This window comes from Pseudomonas sp. PDM31, assembly GCF_019218965.1.
In the GTDB taxonomy this organism is placed as follows: Bacteria; Pseudomonadota; Gammaproteobacteria; order Pseudomonadales; family Pseudomonadaceae; genus Aquipseudomonas.
In genome coordinates, this window is the sequence record NZ_JAHUWS010000004.1 from 448,322 (window position 1) to 470,274 (window position 21,953).

Sequence of the window (21,953 nt, forward strand, 5' to 3'; positions counted from 1 at the left end):
GCTTTGTTGTTTCTGCAGGGTGGGATTTCTATCAGCTGTCCCGGCCTCTTCGCGGGTAAGCCCGCTCCCACAGGTTTCAAGGACGTTCAATTATTGTTGTGCGACACGGACACTGTGGGAGCGGGCTTGCCCGCGAAGAGGCCGGGACAGGCAACAAAAAAGCCCGCAGACGATCACTCATCTGCGGGCTTCGTTGTTGCCGGGGCTAATGGTTACGCCCGGCGCTCATGCATTCGCGCCAATTGCCGTTCCAGCAGCGATGGATAAGGCTCCATCAGCCGCTCTACACAGCACGCACCTTCGGGGCTCGCGATCGGCCGGATACGCGCGCGCTGGCGGATCAGGGCGTCGTCACTGATCTTGCGCTCCACCAGCAGCAGGTTGCGGCTGTGTTGCGACAGGGCCAGGGCATCCTGGGCACTGTCGGTCAGCAGCAGGTCGATCTGGCTCAGTCCGAACAGCTCGTCGCCCAGGGTCAGGCCCAGCTGAAGTTGCAGGGTGATGCCGCTGTCGGCGACCTCAATTTGCAACTGATGACCCAGCGCTCGCAGCAGTTCACCGCAGCAAATGGCGTTGGTCAGGTAATCGTCGCCGCTGTCCTCGGTGTGGAACAGCATCAGCGTGCTGCCATCGTTCAAAGTCTCGACTTCACCCTGATACAGCGAAGCGGCCTGATCGAGGCAATCGCGATAGCGTTCGAGCAATTCCTCAAGGCGTGCTCGCGGCAAGCGCCGCAGTTGTTCCTGGGAGCCCAGTTGCACCGCCAGCACCGCGCTGTGTTGCGGCACACTCGGGGTAGCCTTGCGGATCACCGGCTGAGCGGCACTGCCCAGGGACTCGTCACGCAAGTCGGCGAACGGATCTTCATCATCGTCGTCCTCGACGGTGCTGACGACCTGTCGTGGCGCAGGTTTGAGGGCGGCCATCGGGCGGCTCTCGTCGAAACTCGGGTCGCGCAGGTTGCGCACTTCGAATGCCGGCTCGGCGTCCTCATCGACGTCGTCGAACTCCGGCTCCGGCACCGGCTCTGGCTCGCGGGGTTCCGGGGCGTAGTTGGCGTGCAGCTGACGGGCCAGGTCGCCGATTTCGTCCTGGCGGTCGGTAGCCGGGGTGTACTCGTCGATATTGCGCAGCCACACGCGCAATTGCAGCAGCGGCGTGGACAGATAGCGGCCCATGCGCAGGCTCAAGGCCAGGGACAGCGCCAGCAGGATCGCGCTCAAAATACCCATGCTTTGCAGGCTGATGGTCATCGGCTGCTGGAACTGGTCCATGTCCAGGCTGATACGCAGTTGCCCGGCCGTCACGTCCTGGAAGGTGATCTTGCTCTGGTACATGCCCTCGGCTTCGCCCAGCAGGCCGTGCTTGGGACGCTGACCGGCCTCGGCGAGGATGCGGTTATCCGGGCTGTAGATGGCGGCGTGGGCCACCAGCTTGTTCTTGGTCAGGTTGTTGAGCAGCACGTTGAGGCTGAGGATGTCGTTGGACACCAACAGCTCGGTAGCCGAGGTGGCTGTCTGCGTGGTCAGGCTTTCGCCCAGCGCATCCGCCTGCTCGTGCATGGCCTGCTTGAACTGCAAACCCATCACGCCGGCGTAGATGACCAGGGCCAGGGCGACCAGGATCACGTTATGGCTGGCGATGCGTAATGCAATCGGCACACGGCGGTGGCGCAGTGCCCGGAAGATCAGCAGAAAGAAGTTATCGGTTTTTACTGGCGTGGGCCGGTTCACTTGAGCTCGGCTCTTTTGTCCGTGAAGTTGACGCGCAGTATAGCGACAGGGTCTGGGCCGGCAAAGCGCTCACGGTGCCCGATGGTCACTGAAAGTGGGTAGAATGCGGTTTTTTTCCACCTGCGGGGGTGCGCCTTGCGCGAAATCGTCCTGATAAACATCACGGGAGTCGACCGTCCGGGTCTGACTGCGGCCATTACCGGCGTTCTGGCCCAGGGTGGTGTGAACATTCTCGACATCGGTCAGGCGGTGATCCACGACACCCTGTCGTTCGGCATCCTGGTTGAAATTCCTGACACAGAGCAAGGCAAGTCCGTGCTCAAGGACATCCTGTTCAAGGGATACGAACTCGATCAGCAGGTTCGATTCACGCCGGTCTCCGAAGAGGACTACCAGCAATGGGTCGGCAACCAGGGCAAAAAACGCCACATTGTCACCCTGCTGACCCGCAAAGTGACGGCGGGGCAGTTGCAGGCCGTCAGCTCGATTACCGCCAAATATGGTTTGAACATCGACCACATCGATCGTCTGTCCGGGCGCATGCCTCTGGACACGCCGGCTGACAAGGGCAAGGGTTGCATCGAGTTTTCCGTGCGCGGCGAAGCGGCCGATCCGCAAGCGCTGCGAGCCGAATTCCTCAGCGTCGCCCAGGAATTGAACGTCGATATCGCCTTCCAGGAAGATTCGTTGTTCCGGCGTAATCGTCGCCTGGCGGTTTTCGACATGGATTCGACCCTGATCGAGGCCGAAGTCATCGACGAGCTGGCCAAGGCTGCGGGTGTCGGCGACAAGGTATCGGAAATTACCGAGCGGGCGATGGCCGGTGAGCTGGACTTCCGCGCCAGCTTCAAAGAGCGCCTGGCTTTGCTCAAGGGGCTGGATGTCGGCGTGCTGGATTCGATCGGCGCCTCCCTGCGCCTGACCGAAGGCGCCGAAACCCTGTTCGCCGAGCTCAAGCGCCTGGGCTACAAGACGGCGATTCTGTCCGGTGGCTTCACCTACTTCGCCAAGCAATTGCAGGCCAAACTGGGCATCGACTACGTGTTCGCCAACGAACTGGAAGTGGTGGACGGCAAGGTTACCGGTGTCGCGGTCGAGCCGATCGTCGATGCGCAGCGCAAGGCGGATTTGCTGAAGGAACTGGCACACAAGGAAGGTTTGCGCCTGGAGCAGACCATTGCGGTCGGTGACGGTGCCAATGACTTGCCGATGCTGGCGATTGCCGGGTTAGGCGTGGCGTTCCGTGCCAAGCCGCTGGTCAAGCAGTCGGCCAAGCAGGCGATTTCGACGCTGGGGCTGGATGGCGTGTTGTACCTGCTGGGCTTGCGCGATCGCGACGGACATCTGTAACGCGCAAGCCCACTGTAGGAGCGAGCATGCTCGCGATGGACGTCAACGATGACGCGGGCTTACTGAATGCCTGCGTCGCTCTCAGGTTCATCGCGAGCGTGCTCGCTCCTACAGTGATTGTGTCTGTCAGGCCTTCGGTGAGCCCATGCCTTGGCCCATCTGCACGGCAACGCCGGCAGTCATTTCTTCAGCCCACTTGACCTGATCCGGCCCGAACAGCACGACTGCGGTCGAACCCAGTTTGAAACGACCCAGCTCTGCACCTTTTTCCAGGTGGATCGGCGCGCGCGCGGCTTCGTCGTAGCGGAAGGTTTTCAGCTCGCGCTTCGGCGGCGTGACCAGGCCGGCCCAGACGGTTTCAATCGAGGCCACGATCATTGCGCCCACCAGCACCACGGCCATCGGCCCACGCTCGGTGTCGAAAATGCAGGCTACGCGCTCGTTACGGGCGAACAGTTCCGGGACGTTTTCCGCCGTGGTCTGGTTGACCGAGAACAGGCGGCCCGGGATGTAGACCATCTCGCGCAAGGTGCCGGCCAGCGGCATGTGCACGCGGTGGTAGTCTTTGGGCGACAGGTAAATGGTCGCAAAGTCACCACCCATGAACGGCGCAGCGTTTGCCGCATCGCCACCCAACAGTTCCAGCACGCTGAAGCTGTGGCCCTTGGCCTGGAACACGCGACCGTGCTCGATCGGACCCAATTGGCTGATTGCGCCGTCGGCGGGGCTGAGAATCGCGCCAGGGGTCTGGTCCAGTGGACGGGCACCGTCTTTCAGTGCGCGGGTGAAGAACGCATTGAAGTGCTCGTAGGCGGTCAGGTCTTCGACCAGCGCCTGGGACATGTCCACCTGATAGCGCTTGGCGAACCAGGCGGTGAAGGCGTTCTTGAACCAGCGCACGCGGCATTCGGCGATGCAGCCGGCCAGTCGCGAGAGCAAGTTGTGGGGCAGCAGGTACTGACTGAGGATAAACAGACGCTTGTTCATTAACTGTCCTTAAAAACCTTAAATCTCTACAGGCGTATCGGGATGGTTGCCCCATTCGCCCCAGGAGCCGGCGTAGCCTTTGACCCGCGGATAACCGAGAGCCTTGGCCACCAGATAGGTGAAGCCAGAACGATGATGGGTCTGGCAGTGGGTAATCACTTCTTTGTCTTTGCTGATCCCGAGCTGTTCGAGGATCTGCGGCATATCGGTGCGGATGCGCAACTGGCGTGCCTGATCCATGCCCGCGGTCCATTCGAAATTGACCGCGCCGGGAATGTGCCCGCCCTTGGCTGCCAGCACTTTCTCGCCGGAGTACTCCAGCGGTCCGCGCGCGTCCCATATCGCCAGGTCGGCGGCGCCGAGGCGACTTTGCAGGTACTCACGGGTGGCAGTGGGTTCGTCGTGCAGGGTCAGTGAAACCGGGCCACCCACCGATGGCGGAATCTGGATCGACATGGGCAAGCCTTCCGCCAGCCAGGCCGGCAGGCCGCCATCTATATAGTGGTACTTGCTGTGGCCGATGACATCCAGCAGCCAGATGAAGCGGCCGGCCCAACCGCCGCCTTCGTCGTCATACACCACGTAGACCGCATCGGGGTTGTGCCCCAGCTCGCCAAACAATGTTTCCAGCGCTGCCCGCGCAGGCATCAGCCCCGGGGCAGGCGCCTGGCCGAGTTGCGTGCGTTTCGGATCGACAAAACGCGCGCCGGGAATGTGCCCTTCGGCGTAACGGGTGGCACTGGTCAAGTCCACCAGAATCAGTTCGCGGGCGTCGAGGCGAGGGAGCAAGTCGCTCGGCTCGATCACCAGCGGCAAGCCAGAGAAGTCAGACATTTGAGGTCTCCAGAGCACAAAAGGGACGATTGTAACGCAGCTTATCGGCCACGGTGACTAAAGCTGTGCAGGGCTTTCTCGATGCACTGGGCAGTTTTGCCGAAGGCTTGCACGCAAAGTTCCGAGAATGGCCCGCCCGCCTGATCGGCCACGACAATCATGATCACCCGGCCATTGTTGACCAGCGAACGCAACAGCAGGTGTTCACCACTGAATTGCGAACGCAGGCTGTTGGGCAGCAAGGCTGAAAATTGCCCGTTGTTGGCCGGCGTCAGGCGCACTTGCGCCTGTTGCGCGAGCAGTCGTTGCAACACGCTGCTCTGACTGACCGCAAAATTCAGCCCGGCGGCTTCCTGCGGCAAACCGGCCGTCTGGTGCACCCGCAGGTTGGTCTGGGTGCGATCGGCCATCAGGATCATCACTCGGCGCATGCCGCAGGCCACCAATGCGTCACGTGCCGCGATGGTCAGGTGCATGGCGTTGGTGAAACGGCTCGGCTCGTGCAGCAATTCGGCACATTGCCTGCGCCACTTCGCCAGGTCTTCGGCGGTCGGTGCCGCAGCCGGCAACAACCCGGTATGGATGCGCTTCGTGCCACATGGCCAGATCAACGACTCGGCGGGGTGCCAGAGATCGGGCATGGCGTGATGGCGGGCGCTGTTGGCCGCCTGCTGGTGCAGCTGTTGTTGCACTTCGTGCATCGGTATTTGCAGGTAGAGGCTGGTCAAATACTGCCAACGCTCACTGTGCGGGCTGTCCCAGGCCTGTTGCGCCGACAGCGCCAGACCATTGGCCAGCAACACGGTGTTGGCCGGTTGATTGAGCCACCGGCGCAAGGTTGGATCGTCATCGAGGCGGTTTTGCTGGCGCAATGGATGCTCGCTGTCACGCGCGATGCGCAAGACTTTCACCAGTTCGCGCTGCTCGCAGAGCAACAGTCGATAGCCCTGCTGCACCCAGATCGGCAGGTGCCAGATCACCACCAGGGCCTGGCATATTTCCAGCAGGCGCACGCCAAACAACTGCTTTTCGACTTTGCGCGCCGACTCGCCCTTATGAATGACCCGCAGCTCCCAGTCTTCCAGTAATTGCGGGTGCGTCAGCGCCAGCGGCCACAAGGGTGACAGAAACAACAAGCTGCCCCAGTGGATGTCCTGCCAAAGCCGCGCCAGGCGACTGGCAAAAAAACCGTTGGCTTGTTGCGTGGCGTGCTGACTGATCATCTGCATCTGGCGCAAGGCCTTGGGAATCCCGGCCTGAGGTTCGACAGGCAGGCGCGCGAGCAGCTCTTGGGTGCGCTTGAGGCCAAGGCGATTGATTGCGACCTCAAGGTTTTCGGCGGGCGTGGTCATGCTGCCATGGGTGTGGCGGTTGGCTTCGCGAATCACACTCAGGGCAAGGGCCGGGCTGTCCTGCATCAGGTCGGCAATGTCGCGCAACGAGCGGCGATTATCGCCGATTGCGTTACACACCAGGTCATGGCTGGCTTGTGGAACCGGCAGGCGTACGCCATCGAGAAGCTTGACCCAGCCTTCGACAGTGGTCGGTTTTGCAGTGGGGACGTTCGTTTCGTTAGCCATGGCTGGAGGCGATCATTGTCAACGTTACCTATGCCCTGAGTGGGTCAAATTATCTTTTCGCCTGAACTGGCTACAGTCTGGCGCAGTTTTGCCGATAAATAGAAGAAGAGATTTTTTAACTTCCGAATATGACCTTGAACCCGACTCAGTAAGTGCTCTCCTAACCTATGGCTAAATTAATCGGCATCATTGTCGTATTCGCGAGCGTACTCGGCGGATACGTGCTTTCCCACGGCAAGATTGCCGCCCTGATCCAGCCTTTCGAGGTGATGATTATCGGCGGCGCAGCCCTTGGCGCCTTCGTGCAGGCCAACCCCGGCTACATGACGATGCACGTGCTCAAGAAGTCCTTGAGCCTGTTCAGCTCGCGTTTCAATCATTCCTTCTATCTTGAAGTGCTGGGCCTGATCTACGAGATCCTCAACAAGAGCCGCCGCGAAGGCATGATGGCCATCGAAGGTGACATCGAAGATGCCGCCGCGAGCCCGATCTTTGCCAAGTACCCGACTGTCCTCAAGGACGAGCGCATGACCGCGTTCGTGTGCGATTACCTGCGCATCATGTCCTCCGGCAACATGGCGCCCCACGAACTTGAAAACCTGTTCGACATGGAACTGGCCAGCCTCAAGGAAGACCTGGACCATCCGTCCCACGCGGTGAACGGCATTGCCGACGCCATGCCGGGCTTCGGTATTGTCGCCGCGGTACTGGGCATCGTGGTGACCATGGCTTCGCTGGGTGAAAGTGACCAGAAAATGATTGGTGTCCACGTAGGTGCGGCGCTGGTCGGTACCTTCTTCGGTATTCTCGCTGCTTATGGTTTCTTCGGCCCCCTGGCGCATGCGCTGCGTCACGATGCCAAGGAAGAGTTGAACATCTACGAAGCCATCAAGGCTTCGCTGGTCGCTTCGGCTTCCGGCATGCCACCGTCGCTGGCCGTGGAATTCGGACGCAAGGTTCTGTATCCGGCGCACCGTCCAAGCTTTGCCGAGCTGGAACAAGCGGTTCGCGGTCGTTAAGCCATGGAAAACAATCAGCCGATAATCATCAAGCGCGTCAAGCGCTACGCCAGCGGGCATCACGGTGGCTCGTGGAAAATCGCCTTCGCCGACTTTGCCACGGCGATGATGGCGTTTTTCCTGGTGTTGTGGCTGCTGTCCACCGCCACGCCAGAACAGAAGTTAGCCATCTCCGGTTACTTCAAAGACCCGGTCGGCTTTACCGAAAGCGGTACGCCCTACATCATTGATTTGGGCGGAACGCCGACCCTGGCACCGGAAAACACCCTCAACCCCGAGGATAAGTCGCAGCCGCAACCGGACCGGGTGACAGTCGACACCGATCAGGTCGAAGGTATGGCCGAAATGGTTGAGAGGGAACGCCTCGAACTGTTGCTGCAGGAATTGCAGAACAAGGTCGACGAGAACCCGCAACTGCAAAAGTTCAAGGACCAGATCCTGTTCGAGATCACGCCGAACGGCTTGCGCATCCAGATCATGGACGCCGAGAACCGGCCGATGTTCGACTCAGGCTCAGCACGCCTGAAGCCGTATTTCGAAGACATCCTGCTGGCCATGGCCGACACCATCAAGGCGGTGCCAAACAAGATCAGCATCAGTGGCCACACCGACGCCAAGCCGTACACCGGCACCGGCGATTTCGGCAACTGGGAGCTCTCGGCCAACCGGGCCAACGCGGCGCGGCGTGCGCTGGTGGCGGGCAGTTACCCGGAATCGCAGGTGGCCCGAGTGGTCGGTTATGCCTCCTCGGCCTTGTTCGATCGCGAGCATCCGCTCAACCCGGTCAACCGTCGCATCGACATCGTCGTGCTGACCAAAAAAGCCCAGCGGACCATCGAGGGTGCACAAGGCGCGGACCCTGCCCCCGCTGCCCCGCAAAGCTCGGCTACTCCGGACGCGGCACCGGCCACGCCAACCGCACCAGCCAAGCCGGCTGATCCGAACGCGTTGCCGGCGGACAAGGAACCGCTGCCGGCCCACGAACTGCGTGAGCGCCTGAACCTGTTCGATGACCCGCCGCCAAAGCCGGGCGAGCCGGCCAAACCGGCTGCAACGCCAAAGCAGTGATGTCTAGCCCTGAAACAGGTTTACCCCTGCTTCAGGGTTCGCCCGCTGTCCCCACGTATCTTCAGTCGTCCAAAATAAAAAAACCTACAGGGTGACTAGGTCGATCGCGATTGCGCAGAAAAATCCGAATCCAAATAAGGACGCGTCCTACATACAAGCTATTTCATAAGCGACTTAATTCCCGGCATTGAGTTCCGCCAGGAGCATGGACGTGCAGGTCCTGGGGCGAACACGGTTTGCTTATGCCGCAGGAAGCTTGTTAATGGAACTAACAAATAGATTCTCGCCACAGAACCGGCGTCTTTTCAGGTTCACCTCCCCGATTGACCACCCACAAGAACTGCTGCTTGAACGCTTTAGCGGCACCGAGGGTTTGTCGACACTTTTCAGTTTCGAGTTATCACTGATCAGTCAGGATGCCCGCCTGGAACTCAAGTCACTGATGGGGCAGCCCGCGCTGCTCGAGATTGAGCTGGCGAGCGGTGAGGCGCGCTATGTTCACGGCTACATCAGTCGATTCAGTCTGCAGAAAAGTGACGGTGGCCTGGCTTACTACTCAGCCACCCTGAGCCCCTGGCTATGGATGTTGTCGCGTCGTTTCGACTCGCGGATCTTCCAGGAGCAAACCGTCGAAGACATTCTGCGCACGGTGTTTGCGCACTACGGTGTGCTGCCAAGGTTCGAGTTCCATCTGGAGTTTGGGCGGCCGCTCAAGTCCCACAGCTACATCACGCAATACCGCGAGCACGATCTGGATTTCGTCTTGCGCCTGCTGGAGCGTGAAGGGTTGTTTTTCTACTTCGATCATACGAAGGAGGAACACCGCCTGATCATTACCGACCACTCCCGCAACCTGGAACCCTTGGCCGGACAACCGCAGATCCGCTACCACAGCGCCTCGGTCACCGAGACCGACGACTCGATCACCCAATGGAGCAGTCATCGGGTTTTGCAGTCCGGCAAGATGGCCATTCAGACGTTCGACTACCGGCAACCCCGCAACCCGCTGCCGGTCAGCATGCCCAGCCTCAACGCTCAAGGAGCGGTACCAGCCTACGAAATCTACGATTTTCCCGGACATTACAGCCACCCTGATTACGACGTTGGCGAGACACTGGTGCAACATCGACTCGAAGCCCTGGAGGTACAGGCCAAGACGTTTGAGGGCACCAGTCATTGTCGCGCCATGTTGCCCGGTTACACCTTTGAACTGAGCGAGCACTTCGATCACGATGCTGATCCCAGGGAAGATCGCCATTTCCTCTTGCTCAAGGTGGAGCACCGAGGCTGCAACAACTACCTGACGGATCAGCCGGCAAGTTACGACAATAACTTCGCCTGCATTCGCAGCAAGATACCGTATCGCCCTGCGGTCATTACGCCGCGACCGACGATTACCGGGCCGCTCACCGCCATCGTGGTGGGCCCTGCCGGGGAGGAGGTGTTTACCGACGAGATGGCGCGCGTGCAGGTTCGCTTTCATTGGCAGCGAGAGCAGGGGCCTGCGCAAAGTACGACCTGGCTCAGGGTCGCCATGCCCAGTGGCGGCGACGGCTTCGGTCATCAGTTTCTGCCGCGCATCGGTCAGGAAGTGCTGGTCACGTTCCTCGGCGGCGACATCGACCGCCCCCTGGTGACGTCGGTGCTTTACAACGCTGACCATGTTCCTCCGTATTTCAGCAACGCCACCGGGCTGCCGGGCAATCGCGCCTTATCGGGGATCATGTCCCGGGAACATCGTGGCAGGGGCTTCAACGAATTGCTCTTCGACGATACACCCGGCGCGTTGCGCGCCCGGCTTGGCACGACCCAGCACGCCACCGCGCTGAACCTGGGCAAGCTCGCCACACCGCGAACCGATGGGCGGGCCGAGCCACGCGGCCATGGCGCCGAATTGCGCAGCGATGCCGCTATTGCCCTGCGGGCGGCTCAAGGGATGCTGTTGACCACCTACGCTCGCCGCGATGCGCAGGGTTCACAGCTGGACCGCGAAGAACTGCTCAAGCTGCTGACCGAGTGTGGCGAACTGTTCCAGTCCCTCGGCCAGACCGCCGCTGCCCGGGGCAGCCAGCAGGTCGACCTTGATGGCATCGAGGCGCTGCGCCAGTCGTTGCAACAATGGCCTGCGCCCGCTGACGACAGGAGTGGTGATCCGGTTGTCGCGGTGGCGGCCGAGGCGGGTATTGCCAGCGCCACGCCTCGCTCGCAGGTTCATTACGCCGGTGAAAACCACGACACCATCGCCCAGGATCATGTGCAGATGACCAGCGGCGGCGCCATGCGCCTGCAAGCCGGTAAAGGTATCAGCGCCTTCGCCCAGGACGATGGCATCAGCGCCATTGCCAATCGGGGCAAGGTGCTAATGCAAGCCCAGGAAGATGACATGGTGCTCAATGCTCAACAGAACCTGCACCTGTCTGCGGTCGAAGGCGAGGTGGTCATCACAGCCCCCACCATCCGCCTGGTGGCCGATGACGGCAGCTACATCAGGATCGGTGGCGGGGTCGAGATTGGCACGCAGGGCAAGGCCATTGTGCATGCCAGCGAGCATGACTGGGTGGGGCCGAAAACCGACAGTGCCTCGGTGCCTGCGTTCGGTCGAGACCCCGCCGCGCAACGCCTGGTCATTCATTACCCCGGCCACGGCGACGACAGCGCCCGACTGGCGGCCGGGCATGCTTACCAAATCAAACTGGAGGACGGCAGCACGGTGCAAGGATTGACGGACTCAAGCGGACTGACGGAGCGGGTAGAGCGCGAGCTGATGCATCAGGCGCAAGCATCGGCGTTGCGTGGCAAAGACCAGAACGGTGGCGACCAATGAGCAGCGAAGATATGTACTGCGTGGCGCAACTCACCACCCGCCTGATGCCCAACTGCAACACCGAGCGCAAAATGGAAGTACCCGCGGACCTGCCGGGCGTGGTGATCTTCCTGCACGGCGTGAATGACCCGGGGGCGTCGTATGAATCGGTGGAAACCGGGTTGTGTCAGGGGGTGAATGAGCGGCTGGATCGGCCGGATCTGAAGGCGGGGCGGTATGGCACCAAATACAACGAGGCTAACAGCACGCCCAGACAGGCGTGGAAGGATAACGAGGAGCAAATACTCGACGATCCGGACACTTACCTCTACCAGCGTGATACCGAAGACTCCAAGACCCGCAGTCTGTTTATTCCGTTCTATTGGGGCTATCGGGCCGCCCCCGGCGAAATCAAACGCGATAAGAAGGGCGATCCGGCCAGGCTACGAAATCAATTCCTGGACAGATTCGACAACCGCCTGGACCGTCACTTCGCCAAGGGCGGCGGATTTTTCGCTAACGCCACCAACAATCTGTTGGAGATGTACGAAGAAGGTTTCGCCAAGTGGCTGCGCCATTGGGTACAACCCACGATGCCCAACTCCCTGTACATGGGCAAGGCGCCGCATCGACGGTATTTCGTGCTGGCCGCGACCCGGCTGGCCATGTTGGTCAGCGAGATTCGCCGCGTTTCCCCCGATGAAACCATCACCATCATGGGGCACAGCCAGGGCACGCTGATCACCTTGCTCGCCCAGGCCATGCTGGTGGATCGCGGTGAACGCTGCGCCGACTGCGCCATCATGGTGGCCTCGCCTTACTCGGTACTGCCGAGTGCGACGCCGAAAAATTTGCAGACCCTGCAAACCCTGATCGACATCGTGCAACACACCACCCAGGCACCCCATGCGCAACCACCCCTCAGTGCCATGGGCTGTGGCGTGCCGGGTTATGGCGGTCGCACGGGGCCGCGCTGGTCACCCGAGGAGTGCCAGCGCGTGGGTGCCGACGGGAAAATCGTGGTGTTTCCCGAACGCGACAATCGCGGCAAGGTGTACCTTTATTTCTGCCCGAACGACACCACCGTAGCGCTGGACGATGTGCAAGGCATCGGCACTTACGGCGTGCCGGACGAGTTGCCCGATGGCCAGCCGGCCATGAACGCGCTGCAATCCATGCGCTTCTACCAGCGTCTCTGGACCAGGCGCTTGCGTGACGGCGAACCGGTGCTGGTTGGCAAGGCTCCGCAACCAGACTTCACCCGCGCCGAGGGAGAACCGCGCTATCCCGGTGGCGGCTCGGTCGCAGCGATAGCCTCGCAGGCGGGGATCCGTGAAGGCCAGACGCGCAACATCAATGCCGAACAACTTTACCCGCCCCATGCACCGCAGATGTTCGGCGGCGAAGCCGTGACCGGGTCTAGCCATGAGGCAGGAAAGGACCGCCCGGATGCGGTCTCGCAAAACGCTGCATTGGGTAATCCCAGTGCCTCTTTCAAATGGATTTATGTGACCCAAACTGCGAAACGCCTCGACCTGGATGCCGGGCTTATTTGCTGGAATCACGGCAAAGAGCCAGACGATCAGACCCGGGCCCTTCGACAGACCCCGGTGTCCGGCAACCCGATGCTCAATAGTGAGGACCACTACCGTATCTACCGCGAGGAAACCCCCAACGAAATCCGTGCGCGCATGCAGGTTGACCAGAAGGAGTGGACCGACAACAGCTACCACTCGGCTGTGTTGCGCAGTCCGGAGAACCATCGCTGGGTGACGGCGATGGACATTGCGATTGGGCAGGCAAAGTGCCTGGATGATCCGGTGATGCGTGAGGTGTTGGTGGCGATTGCAGATTGGAAACTAGATGAGGAGCGATTCGATAAAGTCATGAATATGGAAGGTTGGTCGCGACTTAGTGCGACGACCGAAGCACTGGTCGAGGCTAGCTATCTGTATTACGACAAAGGGAAGTTTCCGTCAACTGAACTGGTTTCGCTGACACCGCCAGCGCTGATAATCGGCTCAAAGGGAAAAGGTGCACACCCATGAGGGACCATCGGCAGGACATATCACAGCGGCCGAAGCTGAAAGGCTATCTCTGGACTGCGGGAATACTGACCGCTATTTGGCTTGGTTTTTTACTCATCATCATCTACACAGCACAGTCTGAAAACAGGGAGTTGGTAGATATGAGCGCCGTGATGCTTAAGGGAATAGCGAGTATTTTTGGTGCGCTAGTGTTGACCTACAGCGGGCACTGGTTAGGTAAGGCCGTAGCCTACGAAAAGGCAGAGCTCGCGGCCTACAAATCAAAACTCATGGCCGAAAGAGCCGAGCACATCGCTACCCAGGAGCGTACCTATGCGTTGGAAATAAGGGGTACTGGGCTTGCTGTTGATAACTGGCATCAATCTTCAATTTGGCGAGAAATCAAAAAGACCAACAGCAACTTCACCTCAATCTATTCGAAAAATCCGGCGGATTACGACACTTCAGTGAGCTCTCGAGAGATCACTCAAAAAATCAATATACGCGTTGCGTTCAAGCATTCGGCCAGTGACTCAGTGGCCTACTGGCCAATTCCGGTGTTTGCGATAGCACCACCCAAGCGGCCTGAGGACGCCGGAGCCCCAAACACTATTCTCAGCGGACGCAATGCCGCTACTTTGGGTGTCACACTGTTCCTCTGGCAGGACGCGGACAATACCACTCATGCCCAAAGCATGATCGAGCGCCTATACAAGTTCTTTGACGACAATCAACAGGTGCCCCAAGCACTGATTGTGAGTCGAGACGGCGATGTCACTCGAAACGGCTATCGCGCGGCGGGAACGCCGGGTCTGCAAAATGTCCATGCCGTGCCAACGGTGTACGAAAGCATGACCGGCCTGATGCTCACCCGTTCGGATCGGGTAGACCGCTACATCCGCCCCTTTGCCACCCACGATCCCGAGGACAACCAGAACACAAACACCGACATGGGCAAGTTGTGGGCGTTCTATTGGAGTCGTGATGATGCTTTTCTTGATTGGTATAAAGAGAGTGAACGTGCCAAAGGCAGGACAGGTCATATTCGCCTTATCACCACCATGTCCTCTACCTACTGGCAATCTCAACTCCCCACCCTCTGGCGAACCCTGAGCAACCGAGGTCCCGGTTATTTCGAACCCTCCGTTTGGCTACCGGTGCGCTGGGCCGAGCATCAGGTCCAGGAGTTCGATAAAGCCCCAGTACTGGGCTACCTGCACCGCCCAATCAAAGTCGCGATGCACGACGAAAACGGCAAACCGCTCAAACCCGCACTACAGGCCAAAGCCCTGCAAGCAGGCTGGTTGCAAGCACTGGAGACCCTGCCCAAAGGTGAAAAACCTGCGCGTGTATTTTACGACAGCACCGACAACACCTCTGGCGAAATCGCCCTGACCATCGCGCTGCATGGCCTCAACGTCGATGGAGCCGGACTCGAGCTGGGCAATGTCGACGAGGGCTACGACATCGGTCGGCGCCTGGGCAACACTGGCGTCAGCAGCGCCCTGGTGGAAATCAACCTCGCCACGATTGCCAGCTATCAGGAGGGAGGTGTCAGCGCGGTGGTGTACGCCGGCGAGGACGGCAGCGTCACGGTGCAAATGGTCCGACCGCCGGACGAGGCCCGCAAAGCGAAGAACCAGCAAACCCACGGCGTTGACCCGTTCAGGTTTCGCATGCTGGGAGACAATCAATGAACCATCCGATTTGCCTGGGCGATGCCACCAGTAGCGGTGGCACTGTGGTGTCCTGCCAGCTCGAAGGCACGCATACCCTCAATGGAAAAACCCCGGCGGTGTTGGGCGACAAGGCTACATGCCCGCTGCATCTGGGCGAGTTCGCCTTCGTCGAAGGGCATCCGCGCCGGCGTATGAACGGCATTCCGGTCGTATTGCAAGGGCATCTACTGGCCTGTGGTTGCCATGCTGTGGCGAGTAATGCTTTGAGCGTACGGGTTATCTGACGTGGAGCTTCATAAGATCAACCCGGTAATGCGCTGGGGCATCGCCGCCATCCTGGGCCCCTTGCTGCTGATTTTCAGTGTTCACTGGTGGGGCAAAGCCGTGGCCAGTGAAAAGGCGGGGCTTGCCGCTTATAAAGCCAACGAATGGCGCAAATCGCCGAGCAGCGGGCCACGCAAACGCGGACTTATGCGTTGGAAATCCGCGGGGTGGGGCTTGGGATCTACCAGGATCACCAATCGGAAATCTGGCAATTCATCAAAAAGAAAAATAACAACTTTACTTCGATTTATTCACGAGATCCCAAGGATTACACGGATTCACTGGACTCCCGAGAGATCAGCAGAGATATAAAAATTCGCGTGGCGTTCAAACATTCAGCAGGCGAGTCAGTGGCGTACTGGCCAATCCCGGTGTTTTCCATCGCACCGCCCAAGCAACCTTCAGATACAGGGGCTGCGGATAACATTCTCAACGGCCGCAATGCAGCCACTCTCGGCGTCACGCTCTTTTTGTGGCAGGACGCGGAGAATACAACCCATGCCCAAGGCATGATCGAGCGATTATTTCAGTTCTTTGCTGACAATCCAAAAGTGCCCCAAGCCTTGATTGTGAGCGAGGACGGTGACGTCACGCGAAACGGTTTGCGCGTGCCAGGCACCCCGGGATTGCAGAACGGTCATGTCGTCCCCACGGTGTACGAAAGCATGACCGGGCTGCTGGTTACCCGCTCGGATAGGGTGGATCGGTTTATTCGTCCTTATGCTACCCATGAGCCTGAGGACAACCAGAACAAAAACACTGACATAGGCAAGCTATGGGCCTTTTATTGGGACCGTGATAGAGCATTTATGGGTTGGTATGAGACCGAAGCGCGAGCCAATGCTTCCAAGGCCCCCTATGCGCCAACCACCATGTCCACCGCCTACTGGCAATCGCAACTCCCCTCGCTCTGGAGAACCCTCTCTGATCGAGGGACCGGCTATTTCGAACCCTCCCCATGGCTACCCATACGCTGGGCCCAGCATCAGGTCAAAGAGTTCGACGCTGCGCCAGTGCTGGGTTACCTGCACCGGCCCATCAAGGTCTCGATGCAGGATGAGCACGGCCAGCGACTCAAGCCAGTGTTACAAGCCAAAGCCTTGCAGGCAGGCTGGCTGCAGGCCGTGGAGACATTGCCCGAAGGGCAGAAGCCGGTCCGCGTGTTTTATGACACCACCGACAATCGGGACGCTGAAATCGCCCCGACCAATGCCTTGCATGGCCTGAATACGGATGGCCATGGTATCGAGCTGGGCAATGTTGACGAGGGTTACGACATCGGGCGGCGCCTGGGCAATACCGGCGTTAGCGGGGCCCTGGTGGAAATCAACCTTGCGACCATTGCCAGTTACCTGGACGGCGGAATCAGCGCGGTGGTCTACGCCGGCCCGGACGGCAGCCTGACGGTGCAAATGATCCGCCCGCCAGACGAGGCGCGAAAAGCCAGGAACCGTGAAAACCGAGGTACCGACCCCTTCAAGTTCGGCTCTCCAAGTGGCGGTGTACCCAGAACATGAGCCATCCCATTTGCCTGGGCGACGCCACCAGTAGCGGTGGCACCGTGGTGTCCTGCCAGCTCGAAGGCATGCATACACTCAATGGAAAAACCCCGGCGGTGTTAGGCGACAAGGCTACATGTCCGCTACATCTGGGCGAGTTCGCCTTCGTCGAAGGGCATCCGCGCCGGCGTATGAATGGCATTCCGGTCGTATTGCAAGGGCATCGACTGGCGTGCGGTTGTCATGGCGTTGCGCGAAATGCTCAGAATGTGCAGGTGGCCTAGGTCGAACCACGGAAGGTATTGAGCTCTGGTTCGCTCGTGGGAGTGGAGACTGCCGATTATTTTCGGGACGTCACGAAAATGATCGAGGTCGGCACAAGAAAGCCGCGAATAGCTCGCGGCTTTCTTATTTTTGCTACCTCAGAAACCCCGGGTAATTCTGGATTTGAGGTCGCTGTGGAAGCGGTCGGCATTGCTCCTGTTGGCACTGCGCATGGACTCGCTGCCGTTTATAGACTCCAGGGACATCGAACGCTTGAGTATCGCTTCGCTGCGATAGGCATCAATGAAAAACTCGATGTCTTTCTCGTGGGTAAGCTTCGGCCACTTGTCGAGGTACAGCGGCAGTTCTGCCGGGCCGGTCTTGAACGAGCAGATGCGTCGATTGGTGATGGTCGCCTCGCCGATTTCGAACGGCACCCACCAGGACAGGGCGGTTTTATCCGAGACCACTGCCAGCAAGTGCGTGCATTCACTGATGTTGCGGGTAATCACGCCGGTGATGTCGTCGGTGGTCTGTGACTCCGGGTCCAGCACGTCGAGGTAAGTCTTGATGTTGGCCTGCATCAGACGGTTATTGATGTTGATCGCATGGGCGCGATCCATGTGGCGGTAGCTGATAAAGACTGGCATCAGAAATGTCCCTTGATGGCGAGTTCGCGGTAATAGGCGCCGAGGGCGGTGAGGCGGCAGCCGGTGGAATGGATGGCGGCGTAGTACATATGCTCGGCGTCCACCGGTTCGATGAGACTGTGGCGGTTACACTTTTGCAGCTGGGCAAAGACCTCACCGTGCTCCGGGTTGAACTCTGGCTCGGTGGGCTCAAAGCTGGGGGCGAGGGGGTACACCGACTCCGCTTCGGCAAACCATTCGGGGAGTTTGCGCAGGATTTCCTTGGGGATCAGCGGTGACACTTCGCGCAGCGAAATGAACTGCGAGACGTTGGTCTTGAACACCGGACGCTGCTCCCAGGCGTCGAGGGCATTGTCGACAAACGAATACAGGCTGCCAGGCGTGATCTTGCCCAGGATGTTCGCAGCGCCGCCGTGCAGGGCCTGGAGCAACAATCCGGTGAACACACCGTGCTGCGCGCCTTCCATCGCCGGTTCTTCCTTTTTGCAGGCGGTGAGGATGGTCATGCCTTCACCGACCACGCTGCCCTCGCTGCGCAAGGCGCGCAACTCGCCGGCCGAGCCGCTCTGGCAACAGTCGAGAATGATCACCTTGTTTTTGATCCTGGTCGCCTTGGTCGCCCAGTTGAGAATGTCGCTGATGCGAATCCCGTCCTTGGGGTTCCTGTAATCCTGAGGGATCAACATGCCTTCGTCGGTATCGCTATCGAAGCTGCCGTGGCCGGCGAAGTACAGCAGCGCGACGTTACAGTCGCCGGAAAACAAATCGCGTATCTGGTCTTCGAGCTTTTCCCGGCTCAGGTAATCCTCGGCGGAGGTCAGAACGATGTTCTTGAAGTTCGGATCGCCGTTGGCGTCAGTCTTGAGCACGGAAGCCATGGCCATGGCGTCGTTACTGCAGCCGCTCAGGCGCGAAACGTGGGTGTAGTCGTTGATGCCGATAAACAGTCCCTTGCGCATGGTTACACCGCCGTATGCTGGCGAATCGCGCTGATGATGCTGTTGGTGTTCCACGCGCACTCGGCATGGGCCGCGTTACGCACCACAGTGGAAATTCGCTCGGCACCGAACGGCTTGATCGCGATGATCACCTTGCCCATGCGCTTGGCGATCTCGATTTCCTTGTTGATCCACTTGCTGTACGTGGAATACATGCCAGCCATGATCAGCACCACCGAGCATGCACGGATCTTGTTTTCGATGGCCTCCTCAAGCTGTTTGTCGGTTTTGGCGCCCACGATCGGGTTGTCCGTTGGCACCGAAAAATTCTTGTACGTGAAACCGGGCCTGGCGTTGAGCAGGCGCACGAGATTGTCGTGGGCGTGGGGGTAGCTCCACGAATGGCTGATGAACAAATGGTAGGTTTGCATAGGTGTCCCTCTGTGTCGCCGGAGTGCGAAGAGGGCTTGAACTTAGGTGATTGGCGAACGGCTACAAGGGCTCGGCGCTTAAAGAGAAATGCCCTACAAGCAGGCGTGCGAATGCCTTACAGAAAGGTCTGACGTTTAAAACGGCGGGATTTTGTTTCGGGGCAGGGCCGCCACCCACCACCCCGTTGGCATCGGAGCGGTGGGCGCGTCTGTTTAGTAGCCGTTTTCCGGCAAGCTGGCGATGATCGAGCGGTAGCTGTTCATGCGTTGTTGCTGCACGCGGCCATCTTCCAGGGCTTTGAGCAGGGCGCAACCGGGTTCGCGGTCGTGCTTGCAGTCGCGGAAGCGGCAGGTGCCGAGCAGGTCGTTGAACTCGATGAAGCCGGCTTCGACATCGGCGCGGCTGACGTGGCCCAGGCCGAATTCGCGGATGCCCGGGGAGTCGATCAGTTCACCGCCGCCGGGGAAGTGGAACAATCGCGCGGTGGTGGTGGTGTGGGTGCCCTGGCCGGACAGTTCGGACAACGGCCCGACGCGGGTCTCGACGTTGGGCAGCAGACTGTTGACCAGCGAGGACTTGCCGACACCGGACTGGCCGACGAACACGCTGATGCGCCCGTCCAGTTGTTTCTGAAGTTGCTCCATGCCGTTGCCATGGTGTGCCGACACTTCCAGCACCGGGTAACCGAGGGTGCGGTAAACCGCGAGCAGGGCGTTCAGGGCCGGTGCGTTGTGTTCGTCGATCAGGTCGAACTTGTTGAGCAGCAGCAGTGGCTTGATGCCCGCATGCTCGGCGGCCACCAGATAACGGTCGATCAGGTTCGCATGGGGCTCGGGCAGCGGTGCAAACACGATTACGATCATGTCGACGTTGGCCGCTACCGGCTTGAGCTGGCCACGGCTGTCCGGGCGACACAGCTCGGTGTTGCGCGGCAGTTGCGCGACGATCACACCGATGCCCTGGTTGCCGGCACGCCAGACCACCTGGTCGCCAGTCACCAGCGCCGGCAGGTTGGCGCGCAGGTGGCAGCGGAACACCTGGCCGGCCAGTTCACCGTCGCGAGCCTCGACTTCGACCTGCACACCGAAGTGCGCGATCACCAGACCGTGCTGTTCCGGGCCCAGGTCACCGCCCTCGAGTGCCTCGACAGCCGAGGACTCGCGTTTGGCGGCGCGGGCAGCGCGTTCGCCCTGAATCTTTTCGATGCGCCAGTTTTGACGACGATTGAGTTGGCGTTTGGCCATGGGTGTTCCGTATCAAGAATGCAGCGATTAGGTAAAGCGGCGGCGAGTTTAGCACGCCCGGCCACCGGCCTAGGCTAAACTGCGCAGCATTACTTGGGAGCCGACACATGCAAAACTCGCAGAACCTTATCTGGATCGACCTGGAAATGACCGGTCTGAACCCTGATACCGACGTCATCATCGAGATGGCCACCATCGTCACCGACAGTGACCTGAACACCCTGGCTGAAGGTCCGGTGATCGCGATCCACCACAGCGACGCCATCCTTGCGGGCATGGACGAATGGAACACCCGTCAACACGGTGGCTCCGGACTCACCCAGCGCGTTCGCGACAGCCGCATCAGCATGGCCGAAGCCGAAGCGCAAACCATTGCCTTCCTGGAACAGTGGGTGCCGAAGGGCAAGTCACCGATCTGCGGCAACAGTATCTGCCAGGACCGTCGCTTCCTTTATACCCACATGAAATCTCTGGAAAGCTATTTCCACTACCGCAACCTCGACGTGTCGACCCTCAAGGAGCTCGCCGCGCGCTGGGCACCGGACGTTCGCGACAGCTTCAAGAAGGGCAGCACCCACCTGGCGCTGGACGACATCCGCGAATCGATCGCCGAGCTGCAGCACTACCGCAAGCATTTCATCAAGTTCTGATTGGGCGGCGCCTTTGTGGCGAGGGGGCTTGCCCCCGTAAATCGGCCGGCGCGGACTAACTGACAAAACACTTTGGCTTGGTTTTGGGGCCGCTTCGCGGGCCTGCGCGGGCAACCCCTCACCACAGGGAGCAGTGCTTTCTATGGAGCACTCTTTTGGTGCCTTGTTGAAGTGAGTAGACTGCGCGCCTTTTGTGCAAGGACCGCCACCATGCTGCTGATGCTCTACCTGATCGCCATCACCGCCGAAGCCATGACCGGCGCCCTGTCTGCCGGCCGGCGCGGCATGGACTGGTTTGGCGTGGTGCTGATCGCTTGTATCACAGCGCTGGGGGGGGGGGCGGTGCGCGACGTATTGCTCGGGCACTATCCGCTGACCTGGGTCAAACACCCCGAATACCTGGTGCTGACCTCGGCCGCGGCAATGATCACGGTGTTTACGGCGCGCTGGATGCGCCACCTGCGCTCGTTGTTTCTGGTGCTCGATGCCGTGGGCCTGGTGGCATTTACCCTGATTGGCTGCATGACTGCTCTGGAAATGGGCCATGGGATGTTGGTGGCATCGGTCAGCGGCGTGATCACCGGTGTGTTTGGCGGCATCCTGCGGGATATTTTCTGCAACGACATCCCGCTGATCTTCCGTCGCGAGCTTTACGCCAGCGTCTCGTTTGCCGCGGCGTGGTGCTACATGCTGTGCATCTACCTGCAATTGCCCAGCGAGCAGTCGATCCTGATTACCCTGTTCGGCGGTTTCCTGCTGCGGTTGCTGGCCATCCGTTTTCACTGGGAAATGCCCAAGTTCGTCTATAACGACGAAGCCTGAACGCGGGCCTCTGTAGGAACGAGCCTGCTCGCGATGGACGTCAACGATAA

General features: G+C 59.9%; 18 protein-coding genes and 1 pseudogene. 11 read left to right on the plus strand and 8 right to left on the minus strand.

Translation table 11 applies throughout. The features are described from left to right. Positions 1-212: 212 nt before the first annotated feature. Positions 213-1,733, minus strand: coding sequence for an AhpA/YtjB family protein (locus tag KW839_RS10780; protein ID WP_060542725.1), 1,521 nt, complete (start codon positions 1,731-1,733; stop codon positions 213-215). A gap of 135 nt (positions 1,734-1,868) precedes the next feature. Here KW839_RS10780 and serB point away from each other — a divergent pair, with 135 nt between their 5' ends. Then, on the plus strand, positions 1,869-3,083 hold the full coding sequence (gene serB / locus KW839_RS10785) for a phosphoserine phosphatase SerB (protein ID WP_060542726.1): 1,215 nt from the start codon (positions 1,869-1,871) through the stop codon (positions 3,081-3,083). Between the two features lie 126 nt (positions 3,084-3,209). On the opposite strand, the gene asd is transcribed toward serB, so the two are convergent. Genes asd through KW839_RS10800 form a run of 3 tightly spaced genes read right to left on the minus strand, consistent with a single transcriptional unit; the run spans position 3,210 to position 6,484 of the window. Beyond that, complete coding sequence (gene asd, locus KW839_RS10790; protein ID WP_060542727.1) at positions 3,210-4,070, minus strand: archaetidylserine decarboxylase; 861 nt, start codon at positions 4,068-4,070, stop codon at positions 3,210-3,212. A gap of 18 nt (positions 4,071-4,088) precedes the next feature. Then, positions 4,089-4,904 (minus strand): thiosulfate sulfurtransferase, encoded by an 816-nt coding sequence (rhdA, locus tag KW839_RS10795; RefSeq protein WP_060542728.1) that lies wholly within the window; start codon positions 4,902-4,904, stop codon positions 4,089-4,091. A 41-nt stretch (positions 4,905-4,945) separates the two neighbouring features. Continuing rightward, the gene (locus KW839_RS10800; protein WP_218424302.1) at positions 4,946-6,484 is read right to left on the minus strand and encodes an HDOD domain-containing protein; all 1,539 of its coding nucleotides are present in this window, start codon (positions 6,482-6,484) and stop codon (positions 4,946-4,948) included. A gap of 167 nt (positions 6,485-6,651) precedes the next feature. On the opposite strand from KW839_RS10800, the gene motA reads away from it, so the two are divergent. From motA to KW839_RS10840, 8 genes and pseudogenes are all read left to right on the plus strand, one after another. Beyond that, on the plus strand, positions 6,652-7,503 hold the full coding sequence (motA, locus tag KW839_RS10805; protein WP_060542730.1) for a flagellar motor stator protein MotA: 852 nt from the start codon (positions 6,652-6,654) through the stop codon (positions 7,501-7,503). Between the two features lie 3 nt (positions 7,504-7,506). After that, positions 7,507-8,571 (plus strand): flagellar motor protein MotB, encoded by a 1,065-nt coding sequence (gene motB, locus KW839_RS10810; protein ID WP_218424303.1) that lies wholly within the window; start codon positions 7,507-7,509, stop codon positions 8,569-8,571. A 262-nt stretch (positions 8,572-8,833) separates the two neighbouring features. Continuing rightward, on the plus strand, positions 8,834-11,395 hold the full coding sequence (locus tag KW839_RS10815) for a type VI secretion system Vgr family protein (protein ID WP_371318062.1): 2,562 nt from the start codon (positions 8,834-8,836) through the stop codon (positions 11,393-11,395). Continuing rightward, on the plus strand, positions 11,392-13,422 hold the full coding sequence (locus KW839_RS10820; protein WP_218424304.1) for a DUF3274 domain-containing protein: 2,031 nt from the start codon (positions 11,392-11,394) through the stop codon (positions 13,420-13,422). The genes KW839_RS10815 and KW839_RS10820 overlap by 4 nt, the downstream gene beginning before the upstream one ends. After that, entirely contained in the window at positions 13,419-15,098 is a 1,680-nt protein-coding gene (locus KW839_RS10825; protein WP_218424305.1) for a DUF2875 family protein, read from the plus strand. The genes KW839_RS10820 and KW839_RS10825 overlap by 4 nt, the downstream gene beginning before the upstream one ends. Then, positions 15,095-15,364, plus strand: coding sequence for a PAAR domain-containing protein (locus KW839_RS10830; protein WP_218424306.1), 270 nt, complete (start codon positions 15,095-15,097; stop codon positions 15,362-15,364). The genes KW839_RS10825 and KW839_RS10830 overlap by 4 nt, the downstream gene beginning before the upstream one ends. Before the next feature lie 22 nt (positions 15,365-15,386). Continuing rightward, positions 15,387-16,921 (plus strand): annotated as a pseudogene (locus KW839_RS10835) (DUF2875 family protein); the annotation flags it as partial. Then, positions 16,918-17,187: a PAAR domain-containing protein gene (locus KW839_RS10840; RefSeq protein ID WP_218424307.1), complete on the plus strand. Its 270-nt coding sequence runs from the start codon at positions 16,918-16,920 to the stop codon at positions 17,185-17,187. The pseudogene KW839_RS10835 and the gene KW839_RS10840, both read left to right, overlap by 4 nt. Positions 17,188-17,325: 138 nt before the next feature. Here KW839_RS10840 and KW839_RS10845 read toward each other — a convergent pair whose 3' ends face one another. The 4 genes from KW839_RS10845 to rsgA form a co-directional block, all read right to left on the minus strand. Continuing rightward, a complete protein-coding gene (locus KW839_RS10845) occupies positions 17,326-17,817 on the minus strand; it encodes a toll/interleukin-1 receptor domain-containing protein (RefSeq protein WP_218424308.1) in 492 nt (163 codons plus the stop codon). Beyond that, positions 17,817-18,776 carry a caspase family protein gene (locus tag KW839_RS10850; RefSeq protein ID WP_060542733.1) on the minus strand — a complete coding sequence of 320 codons (960 nt, stop codon included), beginning with the start codon at positions 18,774-18,776 and terminating at the stop codon, positions 17,817-17,819. Before KW839_RS10850 ends, KW839_RS10845 begins: the two co-directional genes overlap by 1 nt. Before the next feature lie 2 nt (positions 18,777-18,778). Continuing rightward, complete coding sequence (locus tag KW839_RS10855) at positions 18,779-19,186, minus strand: TIR domain-containing protein (protein ID WP_218424309.1); 408 nt, start codon at positions 19,184-19,186, stop codon at positions 18,779-18,781. A gap of 213 nt (positions 19,187-19,399) precedes the next feature. Beyond that, entirely contained in the window at positions 19,400-20,431 is a 1,032-nt protein-coding gene (gene rsgA / locus KW839_RS10860; RefSeq protein ID WP_060542735.1) for a small ribosomal subunit biogenesis GTPase RsgA, read from the minus strand. A gap of 107 nt (positions 20,432-20,538) precedes the next feature. On the opposite strand from rsgA, the gene orn reads away from it, so the two are divergent. Then, complete coding sequence (gene orn / locus KW839_RS10865; protein ID WP_060542736.1) at positions 20,539-21,081, plus strand: oligoribonuclease; 543 nt, start codon at positions 20,539-20,541, stop codon at positions 21,079-21,081. Between the two features lie 210 nt (positions 21,082-21,291). After that, positions 21,292-21,903, plus strand: a complete 612-nt coding sequence (locus KW839_RS10870; RefSeq protein WP_218424310.1) for a trimeric intracellular cation channel family protein — start codon at positions 21,292-21,294, stop codon at positions 21,901-21,903. Positions 21,904-21,953 lie beyond the last annotated feature (50 nt).